The sequence below is a fragment of the uncultured Marivita sp. genome (assembly GCF_947488135.1).
Taxonomy (GTDB): domain Bacteria; phylum Pseudomonadota; class Alphaproteobacteria; order Rhodobacterales; family Rhodobacteraceae; genus Marivita.
The window spans coordinates 212,804-227,920 of sequence record NZ_CANKYW010000005.1; the positions used below are offsets into that span (position 1 = coordinate 212,804).

The 15,117-nt window shown below is 62.4% G+C and carries 13 protein-coding genes and 1 pseudogene; 10 read left to right on the top strand and 4 right to left on the bottom strand.

The annotated features are described in order from the left end of the window. Positions 1-109: 109 nt before the first annotated feature. The 3 genes and pseudogenes from Q1B16_RS15250 to mobQ all read left to right on the top strand — a co-directional run bounded on the left by Q1B16_RS15250 (position 110) and on the right by mobQ (position 3,357). The gene (locus tag Q1B16_RS15250) at positions 110-766 is read left to right on the top strand and encodes a GntR family transcriptional regulator (protein WP_299790559.1); all 657 of its coding nucleotides are present in this window, start codon (positions 110-112) and stop codon (positions 764-766) included. 219 nt (positions 767-985) lie between these two features. Further along, a pseudogene (locus Q1B16_RS15255) lies at positions 986-1,624 on the top strand (IS6 family transposase); the annotation flags it as partial. A 431-nt stretch (positions 1,625-2,055) separates the two neighbouring features. Then, a complete protein-coding gene (gene mobQ / locus Q1B16_RS15260; RefSeq protein ID WP_299790561.1) occupies positions 2,056-3,357 on the top strand; it encodes a MobQ family relaxase in 1,302 nt (433 codons plus the stop codon). Positions 3,358-3,556: 199 nt separating this feature from the next. Here the strand turns inward: mobQ and Q1B16_RS15265 are convergent, their stop codons facing one another. Continuing rightward, positions 3,557-4,264 carry an SDR family NAD(P)-dependent oxidoreductase gene (locus Q1B16_RS15265; protein WP_299790563.1) on the bottom strand — a complete coding sequence of 236 codons (708 nt, stop codon included), beginning with the start codon at positions 4,262-4,264 and terminating at the stop codon, positions 3,557-3,559. A gap of 192 nt (positions 4,265-4,456) precedes the next feature. On the opposite strand from Q1B16_RS15265, the gene Q1B16_RS15270 reads away from it, so the two are divergent. From Q1B16_RS15270 to Q1B16_RS15300, 7 genes are read left to right on the top strand one after another with little or no spacing between them, the layout of a single operon-like run. Beyond that, complete coding sequence (locus tag Q1B16_RS15270; RefSeq protein WP_299790565.1) at positions 4,457-5,521, top strand: substrate-binding domain-containing protein; 1,065 nt, start codon at positions 4,457-4,459, stop codon at positions 5,519-5,521. After that, entirely contained in the window at positions 5,522-7,024 is a 1,503-nt protein-coding gene (locus Q1B16_RS15275) for a sugar ABC transporter ATP-binding protein (RefSeq protein ID WP_299790567.1), read from the top strand. Next, entirely contained in the window at positions 7,021-7,992 is a 972-nt protein-coding gene (locus Q1B16_RS15280) for an ABC transporter permease (RefSeq protein ID WP_299790569.1), read from the top strand. Before Q1B16_RS15275 ends, Q1B16_RS15280 begins: the two co-directional genes overlap by 4 nt. A 2-nt stretch (positions 7,993-7,994) precedes the next feature. Then, positions 7,995-8,855 (top strand): amidohydrolase family protein, encoded by an 861-nt coding sequence (locus Q1B16_RS15285; RefSeq protein ID WP_299790571.1) that lies wholly within the window; start codon positions 7,995-7,997, stop codon positions 8,853-8,855. Between the two features lie 3 nt (positions 8,856-8,858). Further along, entirely contained in the window at positions 8,859-9,947 is a 1,089-nt protein-coding gene (locus Q1B16_RS15290; protein ID WP_299790573.1) for an Ldh family oxidoreductase, read from the top strand. Continuing rightward, entirely contained in the window at positions 9,940-10,881 is a 942-nt protein-coding gene (locus Q1B16_RS15295; protein ID WP_299790575.1) for an alpha/beta hydrolase, read from the top strand. The genes Q1B16_RS15290 and Q1B16_RS15295 overlap by 8 nt, the downstream gene beginning before the upstream one ends. Continuing rightward, positions 10,874-11,743 (top strand): NAD(P)-dependent oxidoreductase, encoded by an 870-nt coding sequence (locus Q1B16_RS15300; protein ID WP_299790577.1) that lies wholly within the window; start codon positions 10,874-10,876, stop codon positions 11,741-11,743. Before Q1B16_RS15295 ends, Q1B16_RS15300 begins: the two co-directional genes overlap by 8 nt. Positions 11,744-11,770: 27 nt before the next feature. Here the strand turns inward: Q1B16_RS15300 and Q1B16_RS15305 are convergent, their stop codons facing one another. The 3 genes from Q1B16_RS15305 to Q1B16_RS15315 all read right to left on the bottom strand — a co-directional run bounded on the left by Q1B16_RS15305 (position 11,771) and on the right by Q1B16_RS15315 (position 15,069). Then, on the bottom strand, positions 11,771-12,436 hold the full coding sequence (locus tag Q1B16_RS15305) for a TIM barrel protein (protein WP_299790850.1): 666 nt from the start codon (positions 12,434-12,436) through the stop codon (positions 11,771-11,773). A 59-nt stretch (positions 12,437-12,495) separates the two neighbouring features. Beyond that, positions 12,496-14,274, bottom strand: a complete 1,779-nt coding sequence (locus Q1B16_RS15310; RefSeq protein ID WP_299790579.1) for an IlvD/Edd family dehydratase — start codon at positions 14,272-14,274, stop codon at positions 12,496-12,498. Between the two features lie 108 nt (positions 14,275-14,382). Beyond that, positions 14,383-15,069, bottom strand: a complete 687-nt coding sequence (locus Q1B16_RS15315) for an FCD domain-containing protein (protein WP_299790580.1) — start codon at positions 15,067-15,069, stop codon at positions 14,383-14,385. Positions 15,070-15,117 lie beyond the last annotated feature (48 nt).

A 15,117-nucleotide genomic window follows, 5' to 3' on the forward strand; every position in this document is an offset into this window, starting at 1 on the left:
TTGTCAAATTGTATCCAATCAGTATTTGTGGCCAATTCAAGGTTGTCAACCCACTTGTGTTGAGTGCACCATGAAGATATCGGACGTGCCGCACCGAGGACGGAAGACGATGAACAAATATGCAGCCGTGCAAGATCAACACCGCTCCGCCCAGAGCCGCGTAGCCGAATATCTGCGCCAGGAGATTCGCTCTGGCCGGATGGCGGGCGGGACGCCCGTGGTCGCGGCGCCCATCGCCGAGCATCTCGGCGTCAGCCGCATGCCCGTGCGTGAGGCGATCCAACAGCTTGCCAATGACGGTTTCGTCACTATCCGCTCAAATCGAAGCGCAGTGGTGACCGAGTTTGGCCCCGGGGATATTGCCGATCTTTACGAGATGCGCGCGGCGCTCGAGGGCTATGCGATGCGCCATGTCGCGCAGAACATCGACGCGCGCGGCATACAGGAGGCTGAGCTTGCCCTAATGCGGCTCGATCAGGCGCGAGAGGACGTCAACTGGTTCGTCTCGGCCCATGACATCTATCATGATGCGTTGTTGGCATATTGCCCGCGCGCACAGATGGTCGAGGAGATCCGGCGTATCCGGCACGTGACAGAGCCATATCTGCGGCTCAATCTGCGCGCGGGGCTAACGGCATTCGCCAATACCACGGATGAGCACAGCGAGTTGCTCGATGCGGTGAGGAGTGGCGAGCCGGATCGGGCAGAGGACGAGATGAGGCGGCACATTCTACGCTTTGACGTGCGCGAAATCTTTCCGGCCTGAGGCAGGTTGCCCGGCAGCGGCCATTCGCACCTGGCTTTTGTGTCTCCGGGCTTGACCTCTCACTCGGAAGACCAGGTAAGAAATCGCCTGATTGTGCGAATGAATAAAGGGATATCGCCCAGTCGCTGTGAGAGCGGCTTTAGAGTTGTTGCCGACCGCGAGCTGCGCAACTGGGATTGCCAACTTGTTTGCGGTGCGGCGCTTGGTTTGGCGTTGGGTATGAATATACCATTCTCCATGCCGCGCTTGAAAGGCCACCGTTTGCCTCGTGAAATCGCTGCATATGCCGTCTGGGTCTACCATCGCTTCGCGATCAGCACGGTGCATGTCGAGGATCTTCTTGCTGATCGGGGTGTGATCGTCAGCCGGGAAACGACCGGAAAATGGGTGAAGTGCTTTGGCCGCCACTTTGCCAATTGCATCAGGCGCGACAGACTGGCCGCCGGCGACATTGGCACCTGGGTGAGGTCGTCATCCCAATCAACCTGAAAGTACTGGCTCTGGCGGGCCGTCGACGCTATCGGCGACGTCCGTGATATTCTCGTTCAGCCAAAGCGCAACGCCAAGGCTGCAAGACGTTTTCTGGCAGGGCTGATTGAGCGGCTCGGAGATCCCCGTGTCGTCATCACGGACAAGTTACGCAGTTTTTTCAGGCCGATCCGGGACTTGGCGCAGGATGCAGAACATCGCGCATTCAAGGGCTTGAACAAACGGATCGAAGGATCACAGAGGCCAACACGAAAACGCGGGAAGTTGATGGGGCGGTTCAAATCGCCCCGGCAGGCACAAAGATTCCTGGCTGCGTATGACCAGATCAACATCGTTTTTCGCCCACGACGCCATTAACTCTCCGCCGTCTGATACCGCCACGCAAGGTCCGATGCTTTCAACCTCTGGCGAGGCTATTCTGCCGAAATGATCGTCTGACAGGTAGAGTTCTCGCCCCTCCCAAATAGGCTAAAAAAGTTGGCAGTCCCTTCTCGGTTTCCGTTACCCTATAACGGGTAGCTGATAGGCGGTCAGGGCGGCAACTATAATGGCCCACCTTATGGCCCTTCCAGAATCTCGGCGCCCCGAAGGGCCCACCTTATGGCCCTTCCAGAATCTCGGCGCCCCGAAGGGCGCACTTATGCAAAGCCGATTCCTGCGGCGTCGAGATTTGCCGAAATCGGCTCCAAAGCAAGCCCCGCTGAAAAGACGGCTGACCCGGTGGCCCATGTCGGGGCATGGGCCGGGGTCAGCAGCGGCGTGCGTCTGCATCGTCTGTGTCATGGGGCGGGGTAGGGCGGATGGCCAGCTACCACCTCTCCGTGAAGACGATCAAACGCAGCGCCGGGCGCTCTGCCACGGCAGCCGCCGCCTACCGTGTCGGGGAGCGCATCGAGTGCCAGCGCGAAGGTCGCGTCCACGATTACACCCGTAAGCGGGGTATCGAGGAGACCTTCATCCTGACCCCGAAGGACGCGCCGGACTGGGCCACGGATCGGTCCCGCCTCTGGAACGAGGTCGAGGCCAGCGAGACCCGCCGCAATTCCGTCACCGCCCGAGAGTGGGAGCTGGCCCTGCCGTCCGAGATCAGCGCCGAGGACCGATCCCAGATCACGCGCGACTTCGCCCAGGAGCTGGTCAGCCGCTATGGCGTCGCCGTCGATGTGGCGATCCACGCGCCGCACCGTGACGGCGATCAACGCAACCACCATGCCCATGTGCTGACCTCGACCCGCAAGCTGGAACCGGAGGGCTTCACCGACAAGACCCGCGTGCTCGATTCCGCGAAGACCGGCGGCGTCGAGATCGAGCAGATGCGCGGCAGCTGGGCCGAGTTGCAGAACCGCGCGCTGGAGCGGGCAGGAGAGGTGGAGCGTGTTGATCACCGGTCGCTCGACGCGCAGCGGGAAGCTGCGGTGGAGCGCGGTGATCAGCTTTCCGCAGAGGGGCTGGACCGCGACCCGGAGCTGAAGCTGGGACCGGCAGCGAACTCGATGGAGCGGCGCGAGAAGGCGGCAGCGGAGCGCGAGGGCCGGGAATACGTCCCTGTCACCGAACGCGGGGCCGTGGTCCATGCCGCCCGTCAGGCGCGCGCCGCCTTCCGCGAGCTGCGCGAACGGTTCGACATCGCACGGGAGACCTATGGGGCCGAGCGGGACGCGGGGCAGGGGCGTGTCTCCGCCGGTCTGGCAGCGCTCAGGGCGGCGGCCGCGAAAGAGCGCGGCGGGCGGGCCGGGCCGGAGGACATGAAGGAACGTCTGGCGCGCGTCGTGGGTCGGTCAGAGGACCGGGACGACGCGCCGAAGCCGGAACGCCGCAACTACGCGCGGGAGCGCCTGAAGGAGATCATGGAGAAGGACGCCGGGCGCGACGGCCAGGCGGCCATTCACAAGCTGGACGGGCACAGCGATCCCGAGCTTGGCGAAGACACCGGGCGCGAGGCCCGCAAGCCGTCCGTGAACGAACGCCTGAAGGACGTGCTGAACAAGCCGCGCGAGAAGCTGGAGATTGAGGGCGACCGTGACCAGGCGAAGGATCAGGAGGTCGAGAACGACCGCGAGATTGATCGGGACATAGACCGTGATCCGGGCCTCAGTCACTGACGAGACGGTGTGAGGTCTTTTCTCCGTTCTTCATTGGGATGCTCGCCTGAGAGAACTCAACGCCGATCAGGAAGGAAATCACCCCGATTGTAGTTTATCATCTTGCTCCACCCTGCTCATGAGGCGAAGCCTCCTGCAAATTCAGTGCCTTTGGATAAATACCAGGCACACCTTCTGACCTCATGCGAGAAAAACTTGGCTAGGGTGCCATGTAAACCCCACCGTTTACGTCGATTACGGTGCCCGTAATGTAACCAGCACCGGGGCTGCACAAAAAAGCGATGGGTGCTGCGACTTCCTCTGCCCGTCCCATGCGTTGCATAGGCACGTTGCGGGTATCGACGGTCTGGCCGGACATCATCGGTGTCTCAATCGAGGCGGGAGCAACCACGTTCACAGTAATGCCATTTGCCGCCTCGCGCTTGGCGAGCCACTTAGAAAAGGCGTTCAGCCCGCCCTTGGAAGCGACGTAGTGTGCGCCTGCGACCAGCCCGCCATGGCGACCGGCCAGTGAACTGACCAGAACGACGCGCCCGCCCTTACCTTCCGCCCGCATCCGACCGCAGGCCGCGCGGCAAAGGTATATGACTCCTTTGAGATTGACGTCCAGCACCCGGTCCATCACCGAGTCCCAGTCCGCATCTTGCCAATCGTCCCAAGGACAAAGGGCAGCACTGACGACTACCGCGTCAAGTCGGTCCAACTCAGCGATCAACTTTGCCATCGCTTCGCTATCCGCCATGTCGCAGGCCACCGCGCGGGCCTTACCGCCACCCGCCTCGATTTCCGACGCCAGAGCGTCCGGTGCCATCAGGTCCGCCAGAACGGCCGTTGCACCCATCGAGGCGACCAGGCGTGCGCTGGCGGCACCGATTCCGCTGCCTGCCCCTATCAGAAATATTGTCATACCAGAAAGCGAAAAAGACTCCATATTGTCCGATAACCTCCAAATATGCCGCTATATAAGGCCTTATTTGGCCATCCTTCTAACGCATAGCAGAAAATACTTGTCATACCAAATGGAATCTGTAGTCTTCTGCGTCATCGGCGATTTGCCGACATTGGGAGGAGATCACAAATGACACGCAGACTACTGACATTGGCGACCTGTCTGACGCTGGGTGCCGCGCCGTTGTATGCGGACATCGTGGAGGACGCGCGCGCTAATATCGAGAAATGGGCAGGGCCGCAGACTACATGGGAAGGCCCTGAAAGTGCGCCAAAGCCCGAACCAGGCAAGAAAATCGCCTACCTCAGCAACGACGAAAACAACGATGCCTCTCGTGCCTGGGGTGAGGCCATCAAGGCTGCGGGCGAAAAGATTGGATGGGAGGTTACCATCATCGACGGACAGGCATCGCCCATTGGCTGGGCTCGTGGCTTCAATCAGGCAGTGGCCCTTGGCGTCGACGGCATCATTATGTCGACAGACGCAGCCAGCCTCGCCGAGCCCATCGGGAACGCCAAGGCGGCGGGCATCCCGGTCGTCGGCATTCACTCAGGCCCGTTCCCCGGCCCGAGCGAAGAACTGGGACTCTTCACCAATATTCAGCAGGACCCCCGCGAGATCGGGCAGGCGCAGGCCGACTGGATCATCGCGGATTCGGACGGAAAGGCGCGGGTCGTTGTGACCAGCCACAACGAGTTTGCCATCGCCGAAGCAAAAAGTCGTGCGACCGAGGAGCGCCTAAAGGCATGCGAAGGCTGCGAGGTGCTGGACTATGTTAATTCTCCCATCGCCGAGGTCGCGCAGCGCCAGCCGCAGCTTGTCACCTCGTGGGTTCAGAAATACGGAACACCGCTCTATGTCACGGCGGTGGCGGATTACACGCTCGACTTCCAGGTGCCCGCGCTACGCAGTGCTGCTGTGCCCGAGGGCGATGTGAAACTGGTGGGCGCCGATGGACAAGACAGCGCTTATGCTCGCATCCGGCGTGGCGAATATCAGGTTGTCACCGTATCCGAGCCAGTGGACATGCAGGGTTATCAGGCAATTGATGAAATAAACCGCGCGCTGCATGGTCAGCCGCCCAGCGGTTTCGTTCAGGCACCTTATGTCGTGACCATCGACAACGTCGATGCTGAAGGAGGCGACACGAATGCCTTTGTGCCATCCAACGACTACGCGGCGAAATACCTCGAACTCTGGGGAGTGGTCGAATAAATGGCCCTGCCCGCAGAATCCTCCCCGGCACCCGGTGGCGTTCTCTTGGACGTCGCCGGGCTGACGAAACGGTTTGGTGGGACACTGGCGCTGGACCGGGTGGATTTCCGGGTGGAAACTGGCACCGTTCATGCCTTTCTGGGGGAAAATGGCGCGGGCAAATCGACGCTTATAAAGGTGTTGGCGGGCGTGCATCTACCGGACGGCGGGCAAGTCAGCGGCCCTGCGGGTTCTTTGCGCCCAGGCCAGCCGCTGACGGGCGTAGCCTTTGTTCATCAGGACCTTGGCCTGGTTGATACGCTGAGCGTGGCCGAGAACATCGCACTCGGTATAGGATTTCCTCGCCGTTTTGGCTTGATTGATTGGCGTGCGGCGCAGACGCGTGCTGGCGAGGTGCTGCGCGGGATGGAGCTCGATTTTGAGCCCGATGAACCGGTCGGTCGGCTGGGTGCTGCTGAAAAGTCGATGGTGGCCATCGCCCGCGCCGTCGCGGCCGATGCACAGGTGCTGATCCTGGACGAACCTACCGCCACACTGCCGACACAGGACGTGGAGGCGCTGCACCACGCCATCCGCCGCCTGACCGCGCGCGGTATGGGTATCGTCTATGTCACGCACCGGCTGGACGAGGTATTCCAGATCGCCGACCAGGTGACGGTGCTGCGCGACGGGCGGTGCTGCCACACCGGCGCCGTGGCGGATTGCTCGTCCGAGGAACTTGTCGCTCATATCATCGGTCGCGGGGCCGGATCGATGTTCCCCACTCTGCTGGAACCGGGCCGGAACGAGGTTCTGGACGTGCACGACCTGCGGTCCAAGACGGTCGGGCCGGTGTCATTCAAGCTGCACGCGGCAGAGGTGCTGGGGCTGGTCGGGTTGCGCAACTCCGGACAGGACACTGCCGGTCGGCTGATCGCCGGGGCGCTGATGCCGCGCGGCGGATCGGTGCAGATCGCTGGAAAGGCGGTGCCGCCGGGCGATCTGCGTGCGGCCATCGCCGCCGGGCTTGGCTTCGTATCGTCCAAACGGGTGGAAGAAAGCCTCGCGATGGGCATGAACATCCGCGAGAACTTGTTCCTCGACCCCGGACTGCTGGAACTGAAACGCATCAATACGCGGCACGAGGCACAACTCGCGCACGGCCTACTGGACCGCTTCGGCGTGCGCCCGCCGCAGCCCGAACGGCTGATCTCTACCCTTTCGGGCGGCAACCAGCAGAAAGTCGTGCTGGGCCGCTGGCTCGAAACCGGTCGCCGGGTGCTGGTGCTTGAGGAACCCACGATCGGGGTGGACGTCGGCGCAAGGTCCGACATCTACGCGCTTCTCAACGAAGCGCAGGAACTAGGCATGGGCGTCATCGTGATTTCCTCGGACTTCGAGGAGATCGCGGGCCTGTGCCACCGCGCGCTGGTCTTCGACCGGGGCCGCGTCGTGCGCGAACTGGCCCGCGACGAACTGACCGTTGACCGTCTGGCCAAGGTAACCGGGAGGCAGGAGAAATGAAATCGACACTGATGCGGCTGGGCGCCGTCTGGGGGCTTGGCCTTCTGCTGATTGTGCTGCTGATCACCTTCTCGGTGCTGTTGCCCGACACCTTCCCAACGGCCTTCACCTTTTCGTCGCTGGCCTCCAGCCGGTCGATCTATGCCATGGCCGCCCTTGCGGTGATGATCCCGCTGATCGCCAACCAGTTCGACCTGTCGGTCGCGGGTGTCATAGGGCTCAGCCAGATCCTCGCCATCGGGCTCCAGACGCAATCGGGCATTTCCTGGCCGACGACCTGCGCGATCGTGCTGGCCATCGGTATGTGCGTTGGCGCGGTCAACGCCTGGCTGGTGGCCTACGTGCGCATCCATTCCTTCGTGGCAACGCTGGGTGTCGGGTCGGTGCTGATCGGCCTGCTGCAATGGTACACCCAGGGGCGCCAGGTGGTCGGCGACCTGCCCGAAGCCTACATCGCGCTGGCCTCTCGCCTTCCTGGCACGCTGATCCCGATGCCGATGATCTATGCGCTAGTGCTGGCGCTGATCTTGTGGATCATATTCGAATACTCGCCCTTCGGCCGACATCTCTACGTGATCGGGGACAATCCGCGCGCGGCGCAACTGAATGGTATCCCCGAACAGCGCTACACCGCCTATGCCTTTATCGCCGCCGGTTTCGTCGCGGCGCTGACAGGCATCATCCTGCAGGCACAACTGCGGATCGGACAGTCGACCGTGGGGCAGGAATTCCTGCTTCCCGCCTTCTCGGCGGCACTGCTGGGTGCCACCACAATCAAGCCGGGGCGGGTCAACGTCTGGGGCACGATGATCGCTGTCGCTGTGCTGGCCGTCACGGTCGGCGGGCTGAACCAGCTGGGCGCGCCCTTCTTCGTTGAACCGCTCTTCAACGGGCTGATGCTAACCATAGCAGTGGGCCTGTCGGTGACCGCCGCGCGCCGCCGCGAAGCCGCCGTGACGGAGAAATAGCCATGCCCGATTTCCCGATCATCGACGCACACGTCCACATCTTCGATCCCGGCAGGCTGCGCTATGCTTGGATGGAAGTGGTTCCTGCGCTTCAGGAAAAGCACGATCTCGACCGGTTCTTCTCCAGTACGGGCGCAGTGCAGGTCGATGCGGCGGTGTTTGTCGAGGTGGATGTGGACCAGGTCCAGCAGGGCGACGAGATCGACATGGTGCACCAGGCGGCACGCGCCGACGCGCGGCTCAAGGGCATGGTCGCATCGCTGCCGCTGGAGCAGGGCGACGCCGCCCTGCCAATGCTGGAAGCCTATGCCGCACGCCCCCTCGCCCGCGGCGTGCGGCGGTTGATCGAGCGGCGGCACGATCAGCCCGGCTGGTGCCTTCAGGCCCCGCTACTCGAAAACCTGCGCCGTCTACCCGAGCGCGGCATGACCTTTGATCTGTGCCTTTACAACGGGCAATTGCCGGAAGTGACCGAAATGGTCGACGCCTGCCCCGACACGGCCTTCATCGTCGATCACTTTGCCAAGCCGGATGCCAAAAACGGGGTGTTTCAACCCTGGGCCGACAACCTGCGCAAACTCGCCGAGCGGCCCAACGTGATGTGCAAGTTCTCGGGCCTCACCACCGAGGCGGACCACGCGACCTGGACCGAGGCGCAACTGAAACCCTATATCGCGCACGCGCTCGACTGTTTCGGGATCGACCGGGCCTTGTTCGGCGGCGACTGGCCGGTCAGCGAACTGGCCGGACCCTATGACCGCTGGGTGGCGCTTCTGGACGATGTGCTGAGCGGCGAAAGCGACGATGCACTGCGCCAATTCTATCGCGGCAATGCCGCGCGTTTCTACCGACTAGAGGTGTAATCAATGGCCTTCTATCCCAAGACCGAAACCGATCTGTCGATCGAGAAAGACCGGCTTCTGAACACGGTCACCGCCGTCTTTGCCGCCTGCGGTATGCCAGACACCGACGCCGCCACACTCGCCGGCACCTTGGTACATTCCGACATGCGCGGGGTGCATTCGCATGGCGTTCTGCGGGTGCCCGACTATGTGGGCAAGATGACCCGCGAGGGAGTCAACCCGGCGGCGAACCCCAAGGTGATCTCTCAAAAGGGCGGTGCGTTGGTGGTCGATGCCGATAACGGCATGGGCCAGATTGGGGGCACCTTCGCCATGGACCGAGCGATCAGTGCCGCGCGTGAACACGGGCTGGCCTATGCGGCGGTTCGCAATTCCAACCATTGCGGCGCGCTCGACTGGTACGCAATGCGCGCCGCCGCAAAGGGCATGGTCGGCATCTGCGGCACCAACGCCCTGCCGACGATGGCTCCTTGGGGCGGCAAGGACAAGATCGTGGGCATCAACCCTCTTTCCGTCGCATGCCCGGCGGAACAGGAAAACGATCTTGTGCTCGATTTCGCCTTTGGCGAAACGGCCCATGGCAAAATCCGGGTCTATCACCAGAAAGGTGAGCCGATTCCCGAAGGCTGGGCCTTTGACGAAGACGGCTTTCCTACGACCGATGCAGGCCGGGCGCTAACCGGCCTTATTCAACCGATTGGAGCGCATAAGGGCATCGGGCTGGGCATGATGGTCGGCATACTGTCGAGCCTCTTGTCGGGCGCGGGCTACGGGTTGGAGACAGGCAACATGGTCCACGGGCCGACTGCGGGCAAAGACGGGCAGTTCTATCTGGCCATCGACATCGCCGCCTTTGTCGACCCCGCCGAGTTCCGCCGCCGCATCGACGGGATCGTGGCGCAGGTTCACGGTTCGGCCAGGCGCGACGGTGTCGAACGGCTCTATGTTCCGGGCGAGATCGAGGCCGGGTTCGAAGCACACTACGCCGCCGAGGGCATCACGCTGGCGCGCACCACGGTTGAGGATATCAACGCCGCCGTCGACAGCCTGGGCGTTGCCGCAAGTCACGCGCTGCCCCTCGCCGATGAGTGAGGCCGGCACACCGCTCCGCTCTTCGCCGCTGCGCGCGGATGTGGCCCGGTTCCTGCACATCATTGGCCGGTCGCTGCCCGAGGATGTGGCGCCGACGTTGGCCAATATCCGCGCCCATGCCGACGCGATCCGGACCGAGTTGAATCGCGGCGGACCGGTCATGGACCGGCAGCAGGATGTGATGTCGGTAAGTGGGATGCCGGCCCGGCTCTATGTTCCCGAGGAGACAGCCGGCACCCGGCTGGTAGTCTATCTGCATGGCGGCGGCTGGACCATCTTGGGGCTTGATACCCACGACCGGCTGATGCGCGAACTGGCCTCAGCCAGCGGGCTGCCGGTTCTGGCGCTCGACTATCCGCTGGCGCCCGAACACCCCTTTCCCCGCGCAATCGAGGCCATCTGCACAGCCCTGGCTGGCATCGACCTACCCGGCCTCTCTCCCAGTCTGCCGCTGGTGCTGGCCGGGGATTCAGCGGGAGCGAACCTCGCCTTGGGCAGCTATCTGCATCTGGGCGCACCCTTGGGCATCGGCGGTCTGCTGCTGAACTATCCCGTGCTGGACGCGGATTTCACCCGCCCGTCTTATCGCCGCTACGGCACCGCGCCCTATATGCTGAGCATTGAAAAAATGGCCGGATTCTGGAGCAATTATTGCCCTGACCCCGCCACGCGCAGCGATCCGCGCGCCGCGCCGCTCCGCGCCGATCCCGCCGCAATCCGCGTGCCGGTGCTGATGATTGTGGCTGGCAGCGATGCGCTGCGCAGCGAAAACGAAGCCTTCCGCAAAAGGTTAAGCGATGCGGGCCAGGCGGTGGATTGGCATGTTTATGACGACATGCCCCACGCTTTCCTTGAAGCCATATCCCTTCTGCCCGAAGCGCGCCACGCGGTGGGTGTGGCAGCGAACTGGTTAAAGGGTTTGAAAGATGGCTGACAAGATGACCCGCGTCGCCCTGCTTGGCACCGGATTGATGGGCCTGCCCATGGGGCAGCGCCTGCTGGCGGCAGGCTTTCCCCTGACCGCCTGGAACCGGACGCTGGGCAAGGCCAGGCCCTTGGCCGAGGCGGGCGCGCAGCTTTGCGCCGATCCGGCAACGGCGGTGGCGGGCGCAGAAGTCGTAATCACCATGCTTGCCGATGGCCCTACCGTGCAAAAGGTGCTGCTGGACCCTGCCTTGATCGAGGCGCTGGCCGACGACGCAGTGGTGATCGACATGTCCTCGACCGACCCACAAGAGGCCCGGACTTGTTCCAGGATGCTGGGTAAGCGTGGCGTAGCTTTTGCCGATGGGCCGGTTTCGGGCGGCGTGGTCGGAGCTGAGTTTGGAACGCTCAGCATCTTTCTGGGCACGGACGGGCAGACTGCGGACACCCTTGCCCCCGTCCTCGCACCGCTTGGGCGAGCCCATCATCTGGGCCCTGTCGGTAGCGGGCAAATTGCAAAGCTTGCCAATCAAGTGATCGTCGCGGCCAATATCACTGGTTTGGCCGAAGCGCTGTCATTTGCTGCGCACAACGGGTTGGACAAATCTGCTCTGCTGTCGGCATTGAATGGCGGTTTCGCTCACAGTCGTGTGGCCGAGGTGCACGGCCCCCGTATGGCATCCGGCGATTTCTCGCCAAAGGGACGGCTGTCCACCCATATCAAGGACCTCGAAAACACACTTCGTTTTGCCGGTGGCGACGTGAAACTGCCGCTCAGCCGCACCATCCGCGACCTGATGAACGAGGTCCGCAGCCAGCATGGCGATCTCGACCACGCGGCAGTGTTCAGGGCCTACGAGGACCGACGCTGAACGCCCTCAAGTTCACGGACGGCATGGTCACGACAGCCGCATCCAGCCGCTGTCCTCCCCGCCATCGGAGCTGATGTATTCCGCGCCGAACGGGCCATCATATCCCGCGGCCTCGATTCTCCTGATTAGGTCGAAGGTCTCGTTATCCGGCGCGGCCCGCGCCGGCAGTGAGGCGATCTGAACATGGCCCACCGCTGGCGCGACCTGCTCGAAAACCTGCGCCGCGTCGCCGTGGATTTGCGCCGCGTGGAAAACATCGAACAGGATGCCGACGCGCGCATCGTTCAGGCGGTCGACTATCTCGGCAGCTTGAAAGACGTCGTGCAGGAAATTGCCCGGCATGGCGGCGGGACAGATCGGCTCGATCAGAAGTTGTCGTTCGGAACAGTCGAGACCAAATCGCAGTGCGTCATGGAACGCCACTGCCGCGTCGGGCCCCTCGGCCACTCCGGCCGCCACACTGATCGCCTGCGCGTCCAGCGCGTTGGCGCAGTCAATTGCTCGCCTGATGCCGTCGCGCGCCGCCGCTTCGCTACCGGGGATCGCGGCCCCCAAGTCTTTCGGCGTGTTGAGACAGACCACCGGCAGGCGGGCGTCGTGCAGTGCATCGGCCACGGCGGGCGCCTCATCCAGCACGTCGTCGTGAAATTCAACGGCACAGAACCCGTGCGCCTGCGCCCGCGCAACGCGCATGGCCAAGGGATGGTCGCGGAATAGAAAGCCCAGATTGGCAGAAAAGGAGGGAGCCCGCGTCAATGGTTGTGACGGGGAAGTTTCTGCCCCACTCCCCTAAACGCGGTCGCCTCCGTAAGGACGGCACCCTCCGACAGATCGTTGACTGCGGCGCGATACATCTTTTGCCAGGGCGTCTCGTCCGCCGGAATGTCGATACCGGCCCCTTTCGCGCGCCGCGCTGCCAGCTCGCTGTCTTCCAGCTGTACGTCACAGCGCCCGCTGTTCAAATCAACGCGGATCAAGTCGCCGTCGCGCAGCAACGCGAGGCCGCCGCCCGCCGCCGCCTCGGGCGAGACATGCAAGATTGACGGTGCGCCAGAGGTGCCGGACTGCCGCCCGTCGCCTATTGTCGGCAGCGCTTCGATCCCCTTACTCAAAAGATGATCGGGCGGCTGCATGTTGACGACTTCGGCAGACCCGGGCCAGCCTTTCGGCCCGGCACCGCGGATGACAAGAATACAGTCTTCGTCAATGTTCAGGTCCGGATCATTCAGCCGGTGATGATAGTCGTCGGAGGACTCGAAGATCACCGCCCGTGCTTCCAGTACATTCTCCCGCCCCGGATGTGACAGATAGCGTGCGCGAAAATCGGGCGAGATCACCGAGGTCTTCATTACTGCGAATTCAAAGAAATTGCCGGACAAGACTAGAAAACCGGCCCGATCCATCAAGGGCGAATCAAAGGAGCGTATGACGTCACCGTCACTGATCGCGGCGCCCTTGAGGTTTTCAGCGACGCTTTGCCCTGCCACGGTTCGCGCCGTGCCGTCCAAATGGCCAGCATCCAGAAGTGTGCGCATCACCGCGGGCACTGCGCCAGCCCGGTGAAATCGCTCGCATAGGTAAGCACCGGCAGGTTGCACATTGGCCAGCAGCGGGATGTCGTAGCCGACCGCCCAATCCGCACGACCAAAATTCACCCCGCAATGTGCCGCTATTGCTTGCAGATGCGGTTGCGCGTTGGTCGAACCGCCAAGAGCCGCAACCACCCGCACCGCGTTCAGGAAGGCCTCGCGCGTCATGATGTCGAGTGGCTTGAGGTCTTCGCAGACCAGTTCCACTGCGCGTGCGCCGGTGCGATACGCCATCTGGCCACGTTCACGATAAGGTGCGGGGATTGCCGCGCAGTAGGGCAGTGACATGCCAAGCGCCTCGGCAACGGCGTTCATCGTACTTGCCGTGCCCATCGTGTTGCAATGCCCGGTAGAAGGCGCAGAACCGAAGGCGCGGTCGTAGAATTCGTCTTGTGTGATCTCCCCCGCCGCTTGCTTGCGTCGCGACTCCCAAATCACTGTGCCTGAGCCGACCAGGCGATTTTCGTGCCATCCATCCAGCATTGCGCCGCTGGACAAAACAATCGCCGGCAAATTAACCGTGGCCGCTGCCATAAGGGCGGCAGGCGTGGTCTTGTCGCAGCCGGTGGTCAGCACGACGCCATCAAAAGGATAGCCATGCAGCAGCTCTACCAGTCCCAGATATGCCAGATTGCGATCCAGCGCGGCAGTGGGGCGGCGGCAATTCTCGAAAATTGGATGTATGGGGAATTCCAGAGGAATGCCGCCTGCGTCGCGGATACCGTCCCGCACACGCTTGGCAAGGTCCAAATGCACCCGGTTGCAAGGGGCTAGATCGCTGCCGCTTTGCGCGATACCAATGATGGGGCGCCCGCTGCGGAGTTCCTCCGGGGTTAGTCCGTAGTTGAAAAACCGCTCAAGGTAGAGCGCAGTCATGTCCGGACGATCGGGATTGTCGAACCAGTCTTGGGAGCGAAGACGGCGCGATACTTTGTCATTCATGCCAGTTTTGCCTATATATGGCGCACCCATGAGGGTAAAATAGCGCGTGTTCGTTAATTTGGTATGATAACTTTTTCGTTGACGGACGTCAATTGCGCCCGGGCATCTTCAGTCTTCGGTAATCGCGCGCCAGTAGCGTTCCGAAACTGCCGTCAGATGCCGCTCCATCGCCTCAAGCGCGGGATATTCCCGCCCTGCGGCAATCGCCTCATAAATTTCGCGATGCTCGGCCACTACATCCTGCGTGCTGACCGCTTGGGAGGACACTGCGCGCTGTTCGATTAGCCAATCATGTAGAGCGCTTACCAGCGCGATGAAGACTTCGTTGCCGACAATGTCGGCGATGGTGCTGTGAAAGGCGAGGTCCGTTTTCTGAAATTCGCCGGCGTCGGTTGCTGCTGCGTTGGCCTCGAATGCGGCGTAGAGACGTTCAATGTCATCCGGCCCAGCTTTGCGGGCAGCATCGCGCGCAAGCATTGCCTCTACCGAGATGCGCGCGTCTTGCATTTTCTTCGCGCCGCGCGGGCGGGACAAAAAATAGCGCGCAGCACCTGACAATGTTTCGACCAGCGGTTGCACAGAAGGCTCGGCGACCCGTCCGCGAGCGCCGTGACGCATCTCAACTAGTCCCTTTCGTTCGAGTGAAAACAACGCCTCGCGAACCGAAGCGCGTCCTGCCGCAAACATCTCCATGATCTCGCGCTCCGGCGGTAGGCGATCTTGCACCTTTAGCGCGCCAGAAATGATCTTGAGCTCTAGTGCGTCAGCGATCTCCTCGAACTTCTTTCTTTTCATTGCCGTGCTGCCCTCATCTCAGACTTAAACTGTTGATACCACGAGCCC

Excerpts from the sequence above, each read along its gene's own strand:
- Q1B16_RS15250 (WP_299790559.1), top strand. The coding sequence starts at position 110 with ATGAACAAATATGCAGCCGTGCAAGATCAACACCGCTCCGCCCAGAGC.
- mobQ (WP_299790561.1), top strand. The coding sequence starts at position 2,056 with ATGGCCAGCTACCACCTCTCCGTGAAGACGATCAAACGCAGCGCCGGG.
- Q1B16_RS15265 (WP_299790563.1), bottom strand. The coding sequence starts at position 4,264 with ATGACAATATTTCTGATAGGGGCAGGCAGCGGAATCGGTGCCGCCAGC.
- Q1B16_RS15275 (WP_299790567.1), top strand. The coding sequence starts at position 5,522 with ATGGCCCTGCCCGCAGAATCCTCCCCGGCACCCGGTGGCGTTCTCTTG.
- Q1B16_RS15280 (WP_299790569.1), top strand. The coding sequence starts at position 7,021 with ATGAAATCGACACTGATGCGGCTGGGCGCCGTCTGGGGGCTTGGCCTT.
- Q1B16_RS15285 (WP_299790571.1), top strand. The coding sequence starts at position 7,995 with ATGCCCGATTTCCCGATCATCGACGCACACGTCCACATCTTCGATCCC.
- Q1B16_RS15290 (WP_299790573.1), top strand. The coding sequence starts at position 8,859 with ATGGCCTTCTATCCCAAGACCGAAACCGATCTGTCGATCGAGAAAGAC.
- Q1B16_RS15295 (WP_299790575.1), top strand. The coding sequence starts at position 9,940 with ATGAGTGAGGCCGGCACACCGCTCCGCTCTTCGCCGCTGCGCGCGGAT.
- Q1B16_RS15300 (WP_299790577.1), top strand. The coding sequence starts at position 10,874 with ATGGCTGACAAGATGACCCGCGTCGCCCTGCTTGGCACCGGATTGATG.
- Q1B16_RS15305 (WP_299790850.1), bottom strand. The coding sequence starts at position 12,436 with ATGCGCGTTGCGCGGGCGCAGGCGCACGGGTTCTGTGCCGTTGAATTT.
- Q1B16_RS15310 (WP_299790579.1), bottom strand. The coding sequence starts at position 14,274 with ATGAATGACAAAGTATCGCGCCGTCTTCGCTCCCAAGACTGGTTCGAC.
- Q1B16_RS15315 (WP_299790580.1), bottom strand. The coding sequence starts at position 15,069 with ATGAAAAGAAAGAAGTTCGAGGAGATCGCTGACGCACTAGAGCTCAAG.